The sequence below is a fragment of the Streptomyces anulatus genome (assembly GCF_014650675.1).
GTDB classification, from domain to species: Bacteria; Actinomycetota; Actinomycetes; order Streptomycetales; family Streptomycetaceae; genus Streptomyces; species Streptomyces anulatus.
In genome coordinates, this window is the sequence record NZ_BMVK01000002.1 from 200953 (window position 1) to 219786 (window position 18834).

The window sequence follows — 18834 nt, forward strand, 5'->3', positions numbered from 1 at the left end:
AAGGCCTCGGGCCTTCACGGTTCCAGCGCCTTCTCCGGCCTTCACCGTTCCGCCGTTCGAGTCCGTAAGGACTCTCCTCTCCCGACACGTCCCGCACAGCCGGACAGCCATTGCCGCAATCCGGGACACTCTTCGCATCCTGTGGTGTGCCCGGGGAAAGGACGCGATGCCATGTCGGAGGCTGCATCCACTCACGTCGCCCTGGCGAAGAGCACGAGGAACAGCGCAACTCCCAGCAGTACACAGGACGGGACCCTGCTCCCGTCCCTCGCCCCGCTGCTCCACGCCTGGCTGCCCCGGCAGCGGTGGTTCGCCGGCAAGGGCCGGCCGGTCACCGGCTTCTCCCTGGTCTCGGCCACCGAGATGCTGCCGCTGGACGGCGCGGCGGGCCCGGGACTCCTGCACCTGCTGCTGCGGGTCGAGCAGCCCTCCCAGCAGGACCGCCCCGCCGATGACTGCTACCAACTGCTGCTCGGCGCAAGAACGTCACTTCCACCGCTGCTCGCGGGCGCGCTGATCGGCCGGGTGGAACGGGGCCCGCTCGCCGGACGGGTCGTCTACGACGCGCTGCACGACCCCCGGCTGGCCGATGTGCTGCTGGAACGCTTCCGCCGCCCCGGGAGCCTCGGCTCACTGCGCTTCGAGCGGACCGCCGCGATCCCGGCCGGTCTCACGCCCCGGGTGCTGGACGCCGAACAGTCCAACTCCTCGCTCGTCTACGGGGACGCGTTCATCCTCAAGATCTTCCGGCGCGTCTTCCCGGGCACCAACCCGGACCTGGAACTGCCTCTGGCCCTCGGCGGCGAGGGGTGCGAGCGGGTACCGGCCCCGGTCGCCTGGTTCGAGGCGCCCGGCCCCGAACCGCTCACCCTCGGCGTCCTCCAGCCCTTCCTGCACGGCGCGCGCGACGGCTGGCAGCTCGCGCTGGCCGCGCTCGCCGCGGGCCGCGACTTCCTGCCCGAGGCGCGGGCGCTGGGCCGGGCCACCGCCGAGGTGCACACCGCGCTCGCCGCCGCGCTGCCGACCCCGGCGCTGCGCGGCACCCAGACCCGGCAGCTCGTCGCGGAGATGACCCGGCGGCTGGAGGCGGCCGCCCAGGCGGTCCCGGCGCTCGTGCCGCACGTCCCCGGACTGCGCGCCGCGTTCGAGGCGGTGACGGACCTCGGCGTCCGGGGCAGCGGCTGGGCCCAGCAGCGGGTGCACGGCGACCTCCACCTCGGGCAGACGCTGCGCTCCGCCGACGGCTTCTGGTCGCTGATCGACTTCGAGGGCGAACCGGCCCGCCCGCTGCCCGAGCGCCGCATGCCCGCGCCACCGGTCCGCGATGTCGCGGGCATGCTGCGGTCCTTCGACTACGCGGCCCGCTCGCACCGCCCGTGGAACCCGGAGTGGGCGGCCCGCTGCCGTGCCGCCTACTGCGAGGGCTACGCGCAGGCGTCGGGCCGGGACCCGCGCGGCGAACCGGAGCTGCTGCGCGCCCATGAGACCGACAAGGCCGTGTACGAGGTGCTGTACGAGGCCCGGCACCGCCCCGACTGGCTGCCGGTTCCGATGGCGGCCATCCAGCGGCTGGCCCGGTCCGCCGCGGCCTGATCCGGACTCCTCCCGCCCCCGGCGGCCACCGTCCTCTCCCCGGCACTCCCGTCCACCCCGCTTCTCCCCGCTTCTCCCCTCTTCTCCCTCTTCCCCCTTGCTTCTCCCCCCTTCACCTCCGAGGAGGCAGTCCCTGTGACCGCCCGCAAACCGTCCCGCAAGGCATCCCGCAAGACCGCCGAAGTTCCCGTCGAGGTCCCGGCCGAGGCGCCGGTCGAAGCCCCCGTCGACGCCGCTGTCGAAGCCGCTGTCGAAGCCTCCGTGGACGTGGTGGCCACGCCGGCGCGCGCCTCCGGCACCGCTGCCGCGCCGCCCGCCGGGCGCGTCCGGCCCCGGCGCGCCGACGCGGGCCCGCCGCGTCCCCGGCAGGCCGGGGACGGCCAGGGCGCCCGCCCCGCACCGGCCCTGGACGGCGCGGACCGCGGCCGGCTGCTGGCCGGCGACCACCACGCGCCGCACGACGTGCTCGGCGCGCACCCGATCCCCGGCGGGGTGCTGGTGCGGGCGCTCCGGCCGTTCGCGCGGTCCGTCACGGTGCTGGCGACCGGACTGCGGGCCGAACTGCACGACGACGGCGACGGCTTCTTCTCCGGTGTGCTGCCGGTGCCGGAGGCCCCCGCGTACCGCCTCGAAGTGGCGTACGACGACAACACCATCGAGGTGGGGGACCCGTACCGCTTCTGGCCCGCGATCGGCGAACTCGATCTGCACCTGATCGGCGAGGGCCGCCACGAGGAGCTGTGGCGGGCGCTCGGCGCGGAGCCGATGGAGCACCAGGGGGTGGCCGGGACCCGGTTCACCCTCTGGGCTCCGAACGCGCGCGGCGTGCGGATCACCGGTGACTTCAACTACTGGGACGGCACCGGCTTCCCGATGCGTTCGCTCGGCTCGACCGGGGTGTGGGAGCTGTTCCTGCCCGGGGTCGGCGAGGGCACGCTGTACAAGTACGACATCTGCCGCCCGGACGGTTCGCACACGGTGCGGGCGGACCCGATGGCCCGGCGCACCGAGGTGCCGCCCGCGACCGCCTCGATCGTCACCGCGTCGCACCACGAGTGGCAGGACTCGGACTGGATGGCCCACCGGGGCGACCGGCCCGTCCACGAGGCCCCGTTCTCGGTGTACGAGGTCCATCTCGCCTCCTGGCGACCCGGGTTGACGTATCGCCAGCTCGCCGAACAGCTCCCGGCGTACGTCAAGGACCTGGGTTTCACGCACGTGGAGCTGATGCCGGTCTCCGAGCATCCCTTTGGCGGCTCCTGGGGCTATCAGGTCACCGGGTTCTACGCGCCGACCTCGCGGATGGGGACCCCGGACGACTTCCGCTTCCTGGTGGACGCCCTGCACCGGGCGGGCATCGGCGTGATCATGGACTGGGTTCCGGCGCACTTCCCGCGCGACGACTGGGCGCTGGCCGAGTTCGACGGGCGCCCGCTGTACGAGCACTCCGACCCGCAGCGCGCGGCGCACCCGGACTGGGGGACGCTGGAGTTCGACTACGGCCGCACGGAGGTCCGCAACTTCCTGGTCGCCAACGCCACGTACTGGTGCGAGGAGTTCCACATCGACGGGCTCCGGGTCGACGCGGTGGCCTCGATGCTCTACCTCGACTACTCCCGCGAGGACGGCCAGTGGTCGCCCAACGAGTTCGGCGGCCGGGAGAACCTGGACGCGGTCTCCTTCCTCCAGGAGATGAACGCGACGGTCTACCGCCGCAACCCCGGTGTCGTCACCATCGCCGAGGAGTCCACCGCCTGGGACGGCGTCACCCGGCCCACCGACGGCGGGGGGCTGGGCTTCGGGCTGAAGTGGAACATGGGCTGGATGCACGACTCGCTCCAGTACGTCGCCAAGGAGCCGATCCACCGCAAGTACCACCACAACGAGATGACGTTCTCGATGGTGTACGCGTACAGCGAGAACTACGTGCTGCCGATCTCGCACGACGAGGTGGTGCACGGCAAGCAGGCGCTGGTGACCAAGATGCCGGGCGACTGGTGGCAGCAGCGCGCCAACCACCGCGCCTACCTGGGCTTCATGTGGGCCCACCCCGGTAAGCAACTCCTGTTCATGGGGCAGGAGTTCGCCCAGGGGGCGGAGTGGTCGGAGGGACACGGGCCGGACTGGTGGCTGCTGGATCCGTCGTACGGGGCGTCCGGCGACCACCGCGGGGTGCGGACCCTGGTCGGCGACCTGAACGCGGTGTACGGGGCGGTGCCCGCGCTGTGGCAGCGCGACACGGTGCCGGAGGGGTTCAGCTGGGTGGACGGCGGCGCGGCCGAGGACAACGTGTTCGCTTTCCTGCGGTACGACGCGGACGGCTCCCCGCTGCTCGCGGTCTCCCACTTCTCCCCGGCGGTCCGGAGCGACTACCGCCTCGGGGTGCCGGAGACCGGCGCGGAGGGCTGGGTGGAGGTCTTGAACACCGACGCGGCCCGTTACGGCGGCGGCGACGTGCGCAACGAGGAGCCGCTGAAGGCGGAGGCGGTGCCCGCGCACGGCCGCCCGTGCAGCATCTCGCTGACGCTGCCGCCGCTGGCGACGGTGTGGTTCCGCCCGGCGTAGCCGCCCGGTGTGAACGGCCCCGGGGCCCGTACCGCGTCGATGACGACGTGGTGCGGGCCCCTCCCCCGTCGACGGCGGGTCAGTGATCGGCGGCCATCACCTCGACGATGCTCGACCAGGACTCGGAGCCGTGGCCCCGGGCGATCGCCCGGTCGGTGACGCCCTTGAGAGCGGCGAGCTGCGAGACGTCCAGGCCGCGGTCCTTCGCGGTGTGCAGGATGTGGTCGACGCTGGCCGCCATCATGGCGAGGTTGGCGCCCTCGCCCGCGTACGTACGCGTGTCGATGTCCTTCGCCGTGTACGCGGCGATCGGCGGCAGGATGCCCGCGATCGTGTTGAGGTACGGGGCGAGCGACGCGCCGTCGATGCCCTCCGCACGGGCCAGCGCGAAGGCGTGGACGAGACCGCCCATGGCCCCGTAGAAGAAGTCCAGCATCGCCATGTCGTAGGCGGCGGCGAGCCCGTGGTCCTCGCCGAGGAAGGTGGCGGGCGCGCCGAGCGCCTTGAGGGTGGACTCGTGCGCCTCGAACGCGGCCCGGTCGCCGGAGTGGAACACCAGCGCCTCCGCCGAGCCGACCACGTCGACCGGCACCATGATCGCCCCGTCGAGGTAGGCCAGGGAGTGCTTCTCGGCCCAGGCGGCGGCCTGCCGCGAACGGGCCGGGGTGTCCGAGGTGAGGTTGACCAGGACGCGCCCCGCCAGTGCCCCGGCCAGCGGTTCCAGGACCGCGTCGGAGGCGTCGTAGTCGACGAGGCAGACCACGACGAGTCCGCTCGCCCGTACGGCCTCCTCGGCGGAGGCGGCCCGGACCGCGCCCCGCTCCACGAGGTCCTCGCCCTTTCCGGGGGAACGGTTCCAGACGGTGGTGGGGTGACCGGCGGCCAGGAAGGCGCCGGCCAGGGCGCGGCCCATGTCGCCGAGGCCGAGGACGGTGACGGGGGTGGGTTCGGTGGTCGTGTTCGCTTGCGTCATGGGAACCATGCTGGGCGGGCGAACAGGGTCTGACCAGAACCCACTTGACTGTCAGATACGCACTTCCGGGAAAGCATCCAGGTCGGTGCGGTCCGGGTCGGTGGAGCCGACCGGGGCGAGGACGTCCTCCAGCTCCTGGAGCAGCCTCCGCTTCGGCCGGGCGCCGACGATCGACCGCACCGGCTCGCCCGCCCGGAAGACCATGAGGGTCGGTGTCGCCAGCACGCCGTACCGTACGGAGACCGCGGTCTCGCGGTCGACGTCGAGCTGGACGATCCTGATCCGGTCGGCCTCCTCACGGGCGATCTCGCCCAGCACCGGAGCGAGTTGGCGGCAGGGGCCGCACCAGTCGGCGGTGAACTGGACCAGCACGGGCAGTGCGGATTCCAGCACCTCCGCCGCGAAGGTCTCCTCGGTGACGTCGGTGACGCCTTCGGTCCTGATCATGGGTGTCCTCCCAGTTCGCAGCGGGGCGCCGGTCCACCGGGCAGGTCGGCCGACGCCTCCAGTTCGGCTCGGGCGAGCTGTGCGCCGACCTCGGCGCGCACCGACGCGAGCCGGCCGATCAGCGCGTCCAGCTCGTCGAGCTTGCTCCGGTAGACGGCGAGCGAGGCGGGACAGGTGTCCCCGGCCGGGTGGCCGGCGCGCAGGCAGTCGACGAAGGGCCTGGTCTCCTCCAGGTCGAACCCGAAGTCCTGCAGGGTCCGGATCTGCTGGAGGAGGCGCAGGTCGCCCTCGTCGTAGCTGCGGTAGCCGTTCTCCGCTCGCCGCGCGGGCAGCAGCCCGCGCGACTCGTAGTAGCGGAGCGTCCGCGTCGTCGTCCCGGCCTGCTCGGCCAGCTCCCCGATTCGCATGGGACGAACGTATTCCTTGACGCCGACGTCAACGCAAGGGCGTCGGCGTCGGCGTCAGATCAGGTTGTCCGCCTCGGGCCGGGGCGTCTGCCCCGGGCCGGGCGGAGTGCAGCGCCGTCAGTTGGCGCGGGCCGCCGACCGTCGGCGTACGGCCCAGATGATGCCGCCGCCCGCGGCGACCGCCGCGGCCGCCATGCCGGCGAGCGGCGCGGTGGAGTCCGAGCCGGTCGCGGCGAGGTTGCCGCCGCCGGTCGTCTGCGGGGTCGCGCCGCCGGTCGTCGAGCCGCCCGTGTCGGCGGAGCCGCCGGTGGTGCCGGTCCCGCCGGTGGTGCTCGTGGAGCCGGTGGAGCCGGAGCCGCCAGTGGACGAGGAGCCTCCGGTGGAGCCGGAGGAACCGTTGGAGCCCGAGGAGCCTGCCGTGCCCTCGTCCTTGCCCGTGTCGACCACGATCTGCGCGGTGTCGTTCTCGGCGTTCCGGTCGAAGGGGCGCTCCTGTCCGCTGAAGGAGACCTCGCCGGTGGTACGGCCGACCGCCTTGTCGATGCGCAGGACGAAGGGGTAGCTCTCGCCGCGGTTCACGTCGACCCAGGACTGCGAGGTGCCGCAGCGGTAGTGGGTCTTGGTGACGGCCTCGCAGTAGCCGTGGGGCTTGACCACGGACGTGCCCTTCGGGATGCGGATGTCGACCGTGGTGACGCTCTCGTCGAGGGCGCCCTGCACACGAGCGGGTCCCTTGTTGGCGAACTTCACCGTCGCGGTGACCTTCTCGCCGACCTTCCCCTTCAGCTCCGCGCCGGTCAGGGCGAAGTCGGCGGTGTTGGCGGCGGTGACACCGGCCCGGGCGAAGGACTCGGGGTGGTTCTTCCGGTCGGCGTCGGTGGCCGGGCCCTTCTCCACGAGCGTGAGCGGGTCGCCGGTGCCGGGCACCGGCTCGGAGGAGCCGCCGTCGTCCGGGCCGGGCTCGTGGACGCCGATCGTCACCCGCAGGTCGTCGCGGAACGCGGAGCCGAGCGCCTTGACCGAGACGGGCTTCGCCGTGCCGTAGACGACGCCGGGCTTCAGCGGCTGGTCGATCTTGCAGGAGGCGACGTTCGACTCGGGCATCTCGTCGTAGGAGTTGATCGTGTAGTACGTGCAGTTCTTGTGCGTCTCGTCCGCCTTGAGGCCCGGCGACACGGCGTACGTCACCCAGGCCGAGGGCACCTCCTCCGTCCCCTTGTTGAGGAAGGTGAGCGGGGTGGAGAACGAGCTTCCGGGCTGAACCCCCTCGACCGGCGCGATCGTTCCGACGCCGAGATCCGGCTCCGCCTCGGCGGCGAGCGCCGGCACGGCGCCCAGCGCCACCAGCGCTGCGGCGGCTACGGCGGCGGTCCCGCCGCGCAGGGTACGGCTGCGGGAAGGGGGGATGCGCATGGAAATCCTTCGGTCGTGGGGGCTCGCGGGCTGACTGCGGTCCTTCACCTCTCAAGACCGGTGCCGGACGAGGAGGGTTGTGCCGACCTGAGCGGTCGTGACAGAACACGGACACAAGGCACCAGTACCGGACACGGACCGAGGACACCCGTACCGGGGGTACGGGTGTCCTCGGGTGGGGGGGGTGCCGCAGTGGCTGTGGGGCGATGCGAGGAAGCCGCGGGGTCAGACCTTGACGGGCTGCCCGGGGGTGTCCCGCTGCTCGGGGACCTCTCCGGAGCCGCCTGCCGGGGCGTGGTCGTCGACGAGGGTCTTCTCGTCGAACGGGACCCGGCCGGCCAGCACCTCGTTTACCCGGTCCTTGTCGATCTCCTTGGTCCAGTGGCCGACCAGCACCGTGGCGACCGCGTTGCCCGCGAAGTTCGTCAGCGCGCGGGCCTCGCTCATGAAGCGGTCGATGCCGACGATCAGGCCGACGCCGTCGACGAGTTCGGGGCGGTGCGACTGGAGTCCGCCGGCCAGGGTCGCCAGACCCGCGCCGGTCACGCCCGCCGCGCCCTTCGAGGCGATGACCATGAAGACCAGCAGCGAGATCTGCTCGCTCGCGCTCAGCGGGTCGCCCATCGCGTTGGCGATGAACAGCGAGGACATCGTGAGGTAGATCGCGGTGCCGTCGAGGTTGAAGGAGTAGCCGGTCGGCACGGTGATGCCGACGACGGGCTTGCTGACGCCCAGGTGCTCCATCTTCGCGATCAGCCGCGGCAGGGCCGACTCCGAGGAGGAGGTGGACAGGATGAGCAGGAACTCGCGGCCCAGGTACTTCAGCAGCGAGAACAGGTTCACCCCGGCGACCAGGCGCAGGATCGCGCCGAGCACCACGAAGACGAACAGCGCGCAGGTGACGTAGAAGCCGATCATGATGATCGCCAGGGACTTCAGGGCGTCGAGGCCGGTCTCGCCGACCACCGCGGCGATCGCGCCGAACGCGCCGACCGGGGCGGCCCACATGATCATGGCGAGAATGCGGAAGACGAGGCGCTGGATGTGGGTGATGCCGCGGATGATCGGCTCGCCGGTCGAGCCCATCGCCTGGAGCGCGAAGCCCGCGAGCAGCGCGACGAGCAGGGTCTGGAGGACCTCGCCCGCGGTGAAGGCGGAGACGATCGTCGTCGGGATGATGCCGAGCAGGAAGTCCACGGTGGACTCGCTCGCGCCGGACGCCTGTGCCTCGCCGGCGGCCCGCGCCTGCTCGGTGATGTGGAGGGTGGAGCCGGGCTCCAGGACGTTGCCGACGAGCAGGCCGATGGCGAGGGCCACGGTCGACATGACCAGGAAGTAGCCCAGCGCCAGACCGCCGACCGCGCCGACCTTGGCGGCCTTGCGGACCGAGCCGACGCCCAGCACGATCGTGCAGAAGATGATCGGCGAGATCATCATCTTGATCAGGTTCACGAAGCCGGCGCCGATGGGCTTCAGCTCGACGGCCACCCCGGGGGCCGCGAAGCCCACCAGGATGCCGAGCGCCACGGCGGCGATCACGGCGATGTACAGGTAGTGGGTGCGGTCCCGTTGTTTGGCTGCCACAGCCATGGTGGGGCTCCTCGGCTCGGTCACGACGCCCCCGTCCCTGGGGGCTCCGGCGACTATCCACCGCCCTGTGACCCCGGTCACCCTTGCGTTCATATCGTTCACAGGCACTTTCCGGCCACCCGGAGCAGGTCCGGCGGGGCCAGGCAGACTGTGGGGTATGCGCCTCCCCCGTACCCGCCCCCGATCCCTGGCGGGCCAGCTCTTCGCCATGCAGGTCGTACTGATCGCCGCGGTGGTGGCGGGGTGCGCCGTCTTCGCGTACGTCTCGGGCAGCGCGCAGGCCGAGGAGACGGCCGCCCGGCAGGTGCGGGTGGCGGCGCTGGCGGTGGCCGATTCCCCTTCCGTACGGGAGGCCATCCGTACCCCGGACCCGTCCGCCGCGCTCCAGCCGTACGCGGAGCGGGTGCGCGAGGACACCGGGATCGCCTTCATCACGATCATGGACACGGAGCGGGTGCGCTGGACGCATCCGGACACGGCGCAGATCGGGGACACCTTCCTCGGGAACACCGCGAAGGCCCTGCGCGGGCAGACCTTCACCGAGACGTACACCGGCACGCTGGGCCCCTCGATCCGGGTGGTGACCCCGATCCGCGACAACGGGCGGATCGTCGGCCTGGTCAGCGCGGGCATCACCGTGGACCGGGTCTCCTCGCAGGTACGGGACCAGCTCGGCGCGCTCGCGCTCGCGGCGGGCGGGGCGCTGGCGCTCGGCGGGATCGGCACGTACGTGGTCAACGCGCGGCTGCGGCGGCACACCCACGGGATGAACGCGGCCGAGCTGAGCCGGCTGCACGACTACCACCAGGCCACCCTGCACGCGGTGCGCGAGGGGCTGCTGATGCTGGACGGGCGGCGGCGGATCGCGCTGATCAACGACGCCGGGCGGGAGCTGCTGGGCCTGGAGCCGGACGCGGAGGCGGTCGGCCGTACGGTCGACGAGCTGGCCCTGCCCGCGCCGCTGACCGGGGCGCTGCTGGCGTCGGAGGCGCGGGTGGACGAGCTGCACCTGACGGCGGAGCGGGTCGTCGTGGTCAACACCCGTCCGGTGGTGGGCGGTGAGCGGCGCGGCACGGTGGTGACCCTGCGCGACCACACCGAGTTGCAGGCGCTCTCCGGTGAGCTGGACTCCGAGCGCGGTTTCACGCAGGCGCTGCGCTCCCAGGCCCACGAGGCGGCGAACCGGCTGCACACCGTGGTGTCGCTGATCGAGCTGGGCCGGGTGGAGGAGGCGGTGGACTTCGCGACGGCGGAGCTGGAGCTGGCCCAGGTGCTGACCGACCGGGTGGTGGGGGCGGTGGAGGAGCCGGTGCTGGCGGCTCTGCTGCTCGGCAAGGCGGCCCAGGCGAACGAGCGGGGCGTGGAGCTGGTGCTCGCGGAGGACAGCCTGATCGACGACGGGGCGCTGCCGCCCTCGCTGGCCCAGCGCGATCTGGTGACGATCCTGGGGAATCTGATCGACAACGCGGTGGAAGCGGCTTCGGACGGCACCGACGACGGCTCCGGGGCGGTGCCGTCGCCCCGGGCGCCCGGGGGCCCGGCGGGGCGGGCCCGGGTCACCGTGACCGCGCTCGCGGACGAGCGGGAGCTGCTGCTGCGGGTCGCGGACACGGGAGCGGGTATCGGCCCGGAGGAGGCGGACGAGGTGTTCCGGCGCGGCTGGTCGACGCACGGGGCGGGGCGCGGGCTCGGCCTGGCGCTGGTGCGGCAGGCGGCGTACCGCAACGGGGGCACGGTGGAGCTGGATCCAGGTCCGGACGGCGGCGCGCGGTTCACCGTACGGCTGCCGCTTCGGGCCCGGTCGACAGGTTCGCGACCCGGGTCCGGGGCCGAGTCCACGTCCCCGTCCACGCCCGGAACCACGCCCGCGTCCACGTCCGCGTCCGAGGAGGTCACGACATGATCCGGGTCCTGGTGGTGGAGGACGATCCGGTGGCCGCCGCCGCCCACCAGATGTACGTGGAGCGGGTGGAGGGCTTCACGGTGACGGCGGTGGCGCACACCCGGGCGGCGGCGGTGCGGGCGCTGGAGCGGACGCCGGTGGATCTCCTGCTGCTCGACCTCTATCTGCCGGACGGGCACGGGCTCGGGCTGCTGCGCTCACTGCGGGCCTCCGGCCACGGGGCGGACGTGATCGCGGTGACCTCGGCGAGGGATCTCGCGGTGGTCCGGGAGGGGGTGTCGCTCGGCGTCGTGCAGTACGTGCTGAAGCCGTTCACGTACCCCACGCTGCGGGACCGGCTGGTGCGGTACGCGGAGTTCCGAGGCGTCGCCGGGGAGGCGAGCGGGCAGGAGGAGGTGGACCGGGCGCTGGGCGCGCTGCGGGTCGCCCATCCGGCCGCGCTGCCCAAGGGACTCAGCGGCCCGACGCTGGAGGCGGTGACCCGGGTGCTGAAGGAGTCGCCGGAGGGGGTGACGGCGGCTGCCGCCGGGGAGCGGCTGGGCATCTCGCGGATCACGGCCCGCCGGTACCTGGAGCACCTGGTGACCGTCGGCAGCGCCGCGAGGCGTCCGCATTATGGGCAGGTCGGCCGACCTGAGCTGCACTACCGCTGGCTGGCCGCAGGGCGCTGACCGGCCGTCGCGGAAATGGCCGACAAGCGCTTGCCGGTCGGTTTCACGGCCTTGGCGGGCTGCTACGGATGATCAAAAGAAAGCGCTGGTGGGGCGGCATTCGCGTACCGTCCGCCCGGTTCGCGGCTGGAGGTTCCTACGAAGCGTGATCTGTGGGGAACGTACCGTAGCCAGGGCGGAAATGGACTTCTACGGTGGGCCCGTGCACCCCACCCCGCCATTCAACGCCCCCGCCGCGCGCCGTCTCCGCGAGGCACTGGGGATGGCTCCCGGCCATGTCGCCTACGGGCTCGCCGCCCAGTACGGACTCCGGATCAGCGCAGAGACCGTCATCGCCTGGGAGCGCGGCCTCGCGACGCCCGGGGAACGCGAGCTGACCGCCCTCGCCGGCGTTCTGTGGTGCGCCCCCGGAGAGCTGCTGGCGGCCGCCGCCACCCTGCGCGAGCACCGTATGACCCGGGATCTGAGCGTGGACGACCTGGCCCGCCAGTTGGGAATGACCGGCGCCTCGTACCTGCGGATGGAGGAGTCGGGGCGCTGGCGGGGCAACGAGAAGCAGTCGGCGGCGCTGTGCCGGGCGCTGGATCTGACGGCGGCGCAGTTCCTGACGGCGACGGGCCGCGACGAGGAGCTGGCGGAGCTGCTGAGCAGCGCGGTCACCACGCGCTGGCAGGCGTACGTCCGCCCGGTGGCCAAGGTCGTCCCGCTGGACCGGGCGCTGATCCAGGACGTGCTGGAACAACTGCACGCCGACTACCAGGCCCTGATGGTCTCCACGCTGAGCTGGAGCAGCACGGGGCAGGAACGCGCCGGGTCGACGGGCGACGCGGGGCGGGCGTTCCTGTCCCGGGTGGTGGACCAGTTCTGGCGGACCGCCGGGGTGTGACCCCGCACGGGCCGCCCGTGCGGCCCGTGCGGTTCCGGAGGGTCGGCCGGAGGGACGGCTAGAAGACCGACTCGGCTTCGTACATCCGCTCGGCGGGGACCCTCTTCAGCTGGGTGACGGCGTCGGCGAGCGGGACCATGGCGATGTCGTTGCCGCGCAGGGCGGTCATCCGGCCGAAGTCGCCGCGGTGCACGGCCTCCACGGCGTTCCAGCCGAAGCGGGTGGCGAGCACCCGGTCGTACGCGGTCGGCGTGCCGCCGCGCTGGACATGGCCGAGAATGACCGGCCGGGCCTCCTTGCCGAGCCGGGTCTCCAGCTCGATGGCCAGGCGGTTGCCGATGCCCTGGAAGCGCTCGTGGCCGTACTGGTCGATCTCGCCCTTGGCGTACGGCATGGAGCCCTCCGCCGGGTGCGCGCCCTCGGCGACGCAGATGACGGCGAACTTCTTGCCGCGCGCGAACCGCTCCTCGACCATCTTGACCAGGTCGTCGACCTGGAAGGGGCGCTCGGGCAGGCAGATGCCGTGGGCGCCGCCGGCCATCCCGGACTCCAGCGCGATCCAGCCCGCGTGCCGGCCCATGACCTCGACGACCATCACCCGCTGGTGGGACTCGGCGGTGGTCTTGAGACGGTCTATGGCCTCGGTCGCGACGCCCACCGCCGTGTCGAACCCGAAGGTCCGGTCGGTGGAGGAGATGTCGTTGTCGATGGTCTTCGGGACGCCGACGACCGGCATGCCCGCGTCGGAGAGCATGCGGGCCGCGGTGAGCGTGCCCTCGCCGCCGATCGGGATGAGCGCGTCGATGCCGTAACGGCGGGACAGCTCCTCGCAGTTCTCGGCGGCCTCGCGCAGCCGGTCGCGCTCCAGGCGGGCCGAGCCGAGGATGGTGCCGCCGCGGGCGAGGATGCCGCTGACCGCGTTGAGGTCGAGGGGGCGGAAGTGGCCGTCGAGCAGCCCCTTGAAGCCGTCCTCGAAGCCGATGACCTCGTCGCCGTGGCCGACCACGGCCCGGTGGACGACCGACCGGATCACTGCGTTCAGGCCGGGGCAGTCGCCGCCCGCGGTGAGAATTCCGATGCGCATCGAGGTGTGTCTCCTGCTCGCTAGTCGCGCTTTTCCGGGAGACCGACCGTGGCGGCCTCCGTGCCCTGAACCAGGACGATTGTCCCACGCCCGGCACGGACCCCGCGCTTTCGGCCGGGTCCAGGGGGTAGGAGGCCCTCTCCGGCAGGGGACGTGCGTCCCTGCCGGAGCGGGGCCTCCGGCGGGCGGCATAGCGGCCCCCGCAGGTATCGTCAAGAGGCAATGCAGGCCACTGCCGCACCCGGCGGATCACCGGGCGGGCACGGGGGCATCACCGCACGTCCGGACGCCCACGGGTCGCGGCACCGAACACAAGGACGGGAGAGCACGCGTGGCGCGCAGCGTGTACGTGACCGGGATCGACCGGGGGGACGGCCGGCAGGTCGTCGAGCTGGGAGTCATGGAGCTTCTGACGCGTCAGGTGGACCGGGTCGGTGTGTTCCGTCCGCTGGTCCATGACGGACCCGACCGGCTCTACGAGCTGCTCCGGGCCCGCTACCGGCTCTCCCAGAGCCCGGCCTCCGTCTACGGCCTGGACTACCACGAGGCCTCCGCCGTGCAGGCGGAGAAGGGCACGGACGAGCTGGTCTCCCGGCTCGTCGAGCGCTTCCACCAGGTCGCCCGCGCGTACGAGGTGGTCCTGGTCCTGGGCAGCGACTTCGCCGCCACGCAGCTCCCCGACGAGCTGGCGCTGAACGCCCGGCTCGCCAACGAGTTCGGGGCGTCGGTGATCGCGGTGGTCGGCGGCAAGGGGCAGAACGCGGAGTCCGTCCGCGCCGAGACCCGTAACGCCTACCGCGCCTACGCGGGCCTCGGCTGCGATGTGCTGGCCATGGTGGTGAACCGGGTCGCCGCCGAGGACCGCGCGGCGATCGCGGAGCGGCTCGCGGCCCGGCTGCCGGTGCCCGTCTCCGTCCTGCCGGACGACCCGGCGCTCTCGGCGCCCACGGTCGCCCAGATCACCGCGGCGCTGGACGGCACGGTGCTGCTCGGCGACGACGCGGGGCTCGCGCGCGACGCGCTGGACTTCGTGTTCGGCGGGGCCATGCTGCCGAACCTGCTGAACGCGCTGACGCCCGGCTGCCTGGTGGTCACCCCAGGGGACCGGGCGGACCTGGTGGTGGGTTCGCTGGCCGCGCACAGCGCGGGCACCCCGCCCATCGCGGGCGTGCTGCTGACCCTGAACGAGCGCCCCGGCGAGGAGATACTCACGCTGGCCGCCCGGCTCGCACCGGGGACCCCGGTCGTGTCGGTGGCCGGCGGATCCTTCCCCACGGCCGGCGAACTCTTCGCCCTCGAAGGGAAGTTGAACGCGGCGACGCCCCGCAAGGCGGAGACCGCCCTCGGCCTGTTCGAGCGCCACGTCGACACCGGCGCCCTCCTCGACCGGATCTCGGTGGCCCGCAGCGGACGCGTCACGCCGATGATGTTCGAGCACGAGCTGCTGGAGCAGGCCCGCTCCGACCGCAAGCGCGTGGTGCTGCCGGAGGGCACCGAGGAGCGGGTGCTGCGCGCCGCCGACGTACTGCTGCGCCGGGACGTCTGCGACCTCACGCTGCTCGGCGACGTGGACGTGATCCGCAAGAAGGCCGCCGACCTCGGCATCGACCTCGCGGACACCCAGCTGATCGACCCGCACACCTCGGAGCTGCGGGGGGCCTTCGCCGAGCGGTACGCCGAACTCCGCGCGCACCGCGGGGTGACGGTGGAACTGGCGCACGACGTGGTGGCGGACGTGAACTACTTCGGCACGCTGATGGTGCAGGAGGGTCTCGCCGACGGGATGGTGTCCGGGTCGGTGCACTCCACGGCGGCCACGATCCGCCCAGCCTTCGAGATCATCAAGACGAAGCCCGACGCCAGGATCGTGTCGTCCGTCTTCTTCATGTGCCTGGCCGACAAGGTCCTCGTGTACGGCGACTGCGCCGTCAACCCGGACCCGAACGCGGAGCAGCTCGCGGACATCGCGGTGCAGTCGGCGGTGACGGCGGCCCGGTTCGGCGTGGAACCCCGGATCGCGATGCTGTCGTACTCCACCGGGACCTCCGGCTCCGGCGCGGACGTCGACAAGGTGCGCGAGGCCACCGAGCGGGTGCGGGCGGAGCGGCCCGAGCTGCGGGTGGAGGGGCCGATCCAGTACGACGCGGCGGTCGAGCCGTCCGTCGCGGCGACGAAGCTGCCCGGCTCCGAGGTGGCGGGCCAGGCGACCGTGCTGATCTTCCCGGACCTGAACACCGGCAACAACACCTACAAGGCCGTGCAGCGCTCGGCGGGCGCGGTGGCGGTCGGCCCGGTGCTCCAGGGTCTGCGCAAGCCGGTCAACGACCTGTCGCGCGGCGCGCTCGTCCAGGACATCGTCAACACCGTGGCGATCACGGCGATCCAGGCGCAGGGCGAGGAGCGCCCCGCATGACGGCGCCCACTCCCCCGGCCACTCCCTCCGGAAACGAAAGCACGGCAGCCCCTGTGGAACCGCATCGTGTCCTCGTCCTCAACTCCGGCTCCTCGTCGGTGAAGTACCAGCTCCTCGACATGCGCGACCGCTCACGGCTCGCCTCGGGCCTGGTCGAGCGGATCGGCGAGGAGACCTCGCGCCTGGTGCACACGCCGCTGACCGGCGACGGCGCCGAGCCCCGTGAGCGTACGGGCCGGATCGCCGACCACGACGCGGCGCTCAAGGCGGCGGCCGAGGAGCTGGCGGCGGACGGCCTCGGCCTCGACTCCCCCGAACTCGCCGCGATCGGGCACCGGGTGGTGCACGGCGGGCTGAGGTTCAGCGCGCCGACCGTGATCACCGACGAGGTGCTGCGGGAGATCGAGCGCCTCGTCCCGGTCGCGCCGCTGCACAACCCGGCGAACATCACGGGCATCCTCACGGCGCGGGCGCTGCGGCCGGACCTGCCGCAGGTCGCGGTATTCGACACGGCGTTCCACACGACGATGCCGGAGGCGGCCGCGCGGTACGCGATCGACGTGGAGACCGCCGACGCGCACCGCATCCGCCGCTACGGCTTCCACGGCACCTCGCACGCGTACGTCTCCCGGAAGACGGCCGAGCTGCTGGGCAGGGCCCCCGAGGACGTGAACGTCATCGTGCTGCACCTGGGCAACGGGGCGTCCGCATCGGCGGTCGCGGGCGGGCGGTGCGTGGACACCTCCATGGGCCTGACACCCCTGGAGGGGCTCGTGATGGGTACGCGCTCCGGGGACATCGACCCGGCGGTCACCTTCCACCTGAAGCGGGTGGCGGGCATGTCGGCCGACGACATCGACGTCCTGCTGAACAAGAAGAGCGGGCTGGTCGGCCTGTGCGGCGACAACGACATGCGGGTGATCCGCCGCCGGATCGACGAGGGCGACGAGCGGGCGGCACTGGCCTTCGACATCTACATCCACCGGCTGAAGAAGTACATCGGCGCCTATACGGCGGTCCTCGGCCGGGTGGACGCGGTGGCGTTCACGGCGGGGGTCGGGGAGAACGCGGCTCCGGTGCGGGAAGCTGCCATCGCGGGCCTGGAGGAGCTGGGCATGGCGGTGGACGCCTCGCTCAACGCCGTACGGTCCGCGGAGCCGCGGCTGATCTCGCCGGAGTACGCCCGGGTGGCGGTCGCCGTGGTGCCGACGGACGAGGAGCTGGAGATCGCCGACCAGACGTTCGCGCTCGTCGAGGGGCCCGGTTCGCCCTGATCCGGGGCCTCGGACAGGTCGACAACTGAGCACCCCCGCGCCCCTTTGTATCTTCCACCAGACGGAATATTCCGCAGCGAAACAAACCGATAGGATCCGCCTCATGCGCCGTTCCAAAATCGTCTGCACCCTCGGTCCCGCCGTCGACTCCCATGAGCAGCTCGTCGCTCTGATCGAGGCCGGCATGAGCGTGGCCCGTTTCAACTTCAGTCACGGCACCCACGAGGAACACCAGGGCCGTTACGACCGTGTCCGCAAGGCGGCCGCCGAGACCGGCCGCGCGGTGGGCGTGCTCGCCGACCTCCAGGGCCCGAAGATCCGGCTGGCGAAGTTCGCCGAGGGCCCGGTCGAACTGGTCCGCGGGGACGAGTTCACCATCACCTCCGAGGACGTCCCCGGCGACAAGTCGATCTGCGGCACGACCTACAAGGGTCTGCCCGGCGACGTCGCCAAGGGCGACCCGATCCTGATCAACGACGGCAACGTCGAGCTGAAGGTCGTGGCGGTCGAGGGCCCCCGGGTGAGGACCATCGTCATCGAGGGCGGTGTCATCTCCGACCACAAGGGCATCAACCTGCCCGGCGCGGCGGTCAACGTCCCGGCCCTGTCCGGGAAGGACGTCGAGGACCTGCGCTTCGCGCTGCGGATGGGCTGCGACCTGGTCGCCCTCTCCTTCGTCCGGGACGCCGACGACGTCAAGGACGTCCACAAGGTGATGGACGAGGAGGGCCGCCGGGTCCCCGTCATCGCCAAGGTGGAGAAGCCGCAGGCGGTCGAGCACATGGAGGGCGTCGTCGCGGCGTTCGACGGTGTGATGGTGGCCCGCGGCGACCTGGCCGTCGAGTACCCGCTGGAGAAGGTCCCGATGGTGCAGAAGCGCCTGGTGGAGCTGTGCCGGCGGAACGCCAAGCCGGTGATCGTGGCGACCCAGATGATGGAGTCGATGATCACCAACTCGCGTCCGACCCGCGCCGAGGCGTCCGACGTCGCCAACGCGATCCTGGACGGCGCGGACGCGGTCATGCTGTCCGCCGAGTCCTCGGTGGGCGCGTACCCGATCGAGACGGTCAAGACGATGGCGAAGATCGTCGTCGCCGCCGAGGAGGAGCTGCTCTCCAAGGGCCTCCAGCCGCTGGTCCCCGGCAAGAAGCCCCGTACGCAGGGCGGTTCGGTGGCCCGCGCGGCCTGCGAGATCGCGGACTTCCTCGACGGCAAGGCCCTGGTCGCCTTCACCCAGTCCGGCGACACCGCCCGCCGTCTCTCCCGCTACCGCACCGCCCAGCCGATCCTGGCCTTCACCACGGACGAGTCCACCCGCAACCAGCTCGCCCTGAGCTGGGGCGTCGAGTCGCACGTCGTCCCGCATGCGGACAACACCGACGCGATGGTCGACCTGGTCGACGCTGAGCTGCTGAAGCTGAACCGCTACAACGACGGCGACACGATGGTCATCACCGCCGGCTCGCCCCCCGGCATCCCCGGCACCACCAACATGGTCCGGGTGCACCACCTGGGCGGCGGCGAGCGGGACTGACCGCACCCCGCACCGCAGAGCCGTGGGCCGTACTCCTGGTGAGGAGTACGGCCCACGGCGTTGTGCGGCTCCCGGACGGGT

At 72.3% G+C, this 18834-nt stretch carries 14 protein-coding genes; 8 read left to right on the plus strand and 6 right to left on the minus strand.

What is annotated here, in order from left to right:
• Positions 1-171 precede the first annotated feature (171 nt).
• Together IE272_RS05595 and glgB are read left to right on the plus strand one after the other, a co-directional pair.
• Positions 172-1593, plus strand: coding sequence for a maltokinase N-terminal cap-like domain-containing protein (locus tag IE272_RS05595; RefSeq protein WP_057665842.1), 1422 nt, complete (start codon positions 172-174; stop codon positions 1591-1593).
• A 135-nt stretch (positions 1594-1728) separates the two neighbouring features.
• Positions 1729-4158 (plus strand): 1,4-alpha-glucan branching enzyme, encoded by a 2430-nt coding sequence (gene glgB, locus IE272_RS05600; RefSeq protein ID WP_190006390.1) that lies wholly within the window; start codon positions 1729-1731, stop codon positions 4156-4158.
• A gap of 79 nt (positions 4159-4237) precedes the next feature.
• Here glgB and IE272_RS05605 read toward each other — a convergent pair whose 3' ends face one another.
• The 5 genes from IE272_RS05605 to IE272_RS05625 form a co-directional block, all read right to left on the minus strand.
• Positions 4238-5131, minus strand: coding sequence for an NAD(P)-dependent oxidoreductase (locus IE272_RS05605; RefSeq protein WP_050360348.1), 894 nt, complete (start codon positions 5129-5131; stop codon positions 4238-4240).
• A gap of 51 nt (positions 5132-5182) precedes the next feature.
• Positions 5183-5578, minus strand: coding sequence for a thioredoxin (trxA, locus tag IE272_RS05610; RefSeq protein ID WP_190006391.1), 396 nt, complete (start codon positions 5576-5578; stop codon positions 5183-5185).
• The gene (locus IE272_RS05615; RefSeq protein WP_190006392.1) at positions 5575-5985 is read right to left on the minus strand and encodes a MerR family transcriptional regulator; all 411 of its coding nucleotides are present in this window, start codon (positions 5983-5985) and stop codon (positions 5575-5577) included. Before IE272_RS05615 ends, trxA begins: the two co-directional genes overlap by 4 nt.
• A 117-nt stretch (positions 5986-6102) precedes the next feature.
• Complete coding sequence (locus IE272_RS05620; protein WP_057665838.1) at positions 6103-7398, minus strand: LAETG motif-containing sortase-dependent surface protein; 1296 nt, start codon at positions 7396-7398, stop codon at positions 6103-6105.
• Positions 7399-7623: 225 nt separating this feature from the next.
• Complete coding sequence (locus IE272_RS05625) at positions 7624-8988, minus strand: cation:dicarboxylate symporter family transporter (RefSeq protein ID WP_050360352.1); 1365 nt, start codon at positions 8986-8988, stop codon at positions 7624-7626.
• Between the two features lie 157 nt (positions 8989-9145).
• Here IE272_RS05625 and IE272_RS05630 point away from each other — a divergent pair, with 157 nt between their 5' ends.
• The 3 genes from IE272_RS05630 to IE272_RS05640 all read left to right on the plus strand — a co-directional run bounded on the left by IE272_RS05630 (position 9146) and on the right by IE272_RS05640 (position 12448).
• Complete coding sequence (locus IE272_RS05630) at positions 9146-10891, plus strand: sensor histidine kinase (RefSeq protein ID WP_229897214.1); 1746 nt, start codon at positions 9146-9148, stop codon at positions 10889-10891.
• Positions 10888-11562 (plus strand): response regulator, encoded by a 675-nt coding sequence (locus IE272_RS05635; protein WP_050360354.1) that lies wholly within the window; start codon positions 10888-10890, stop codon positions 11560-11562. The genes IE272_RS05630 and IE272_RS05635 overlap by 4 nt, the downstream gene beginning before the upstream one ends.
• A 181-nt stretch (positions 11563-11743) precedes the next feature.
• Positions 11744-12448, plus strand: a complete 705-nt coding sequence (locus IE272_RS05640; RefSeq protein WP_190006393.1) for a helix-turn-helix domain-containing protein — start codon at positions 11744-11746, stop codon at positions 12446-12448.
• Between the two features lie 58 nt (positions 12449-12506).
• Here the strand turns inward: IE272_RS05640 and IE272_RS05645 are convergent, their stop codons facing one another.
• Positions 12507-13532: an ATP-dependent 6-phosphofructokinase gene (locus IE272_RS05645; RefSeq protein WP_007448045.1), complete on the minus strand. Its 1026-nt coding sequence runs from the start codon at positions 13530-13532 to the stop codon at positions 12507-12509.
• 331 nt (positions 13533-13863) lie between these two features.
• On the opposite strand from IE272_RS05645, the gene pta reads away from it, so the two are divergent.
• From pta to pyk, 3 genes are all read left to right on the plus strand, one after another.
• Positions 13864-15945, plus strand: coding sequence for a phosphate acetyltransferase (gene pta / locus IE272_RS05650; protein WP_190006394.1), 2082 nt, complete (start codon positions 13864-13866; stop codon positions 15943-15945).
• Positions 15946-15998: 53 nt separating this feature from the next.
• Positions 15999-17219: an acetate kinase gene (locus IE272_RS05655; RefSeq protein ID WP_190006395.1), complete on the plus strand. Its 1221-nt coding sequence runs from the start codon at positions 15999-16001 to the stop codon at positions 17217-17219.
• A 103-nt stretch (positions 17220-17322) separates the two neighbouring features.
• On the plus strand, positions 17323-18753 hold the full coding sequence (pyk, locus tag IE272_RS05660) for a pyruvate kinase (RefSeq protein WP_050360358.1): 1431 nt from the start codon (positions 17323-17325) through the stop codon (positions 18751-18753).
• Positions 18754-18834: the final 81 nt, after the last annotated feature.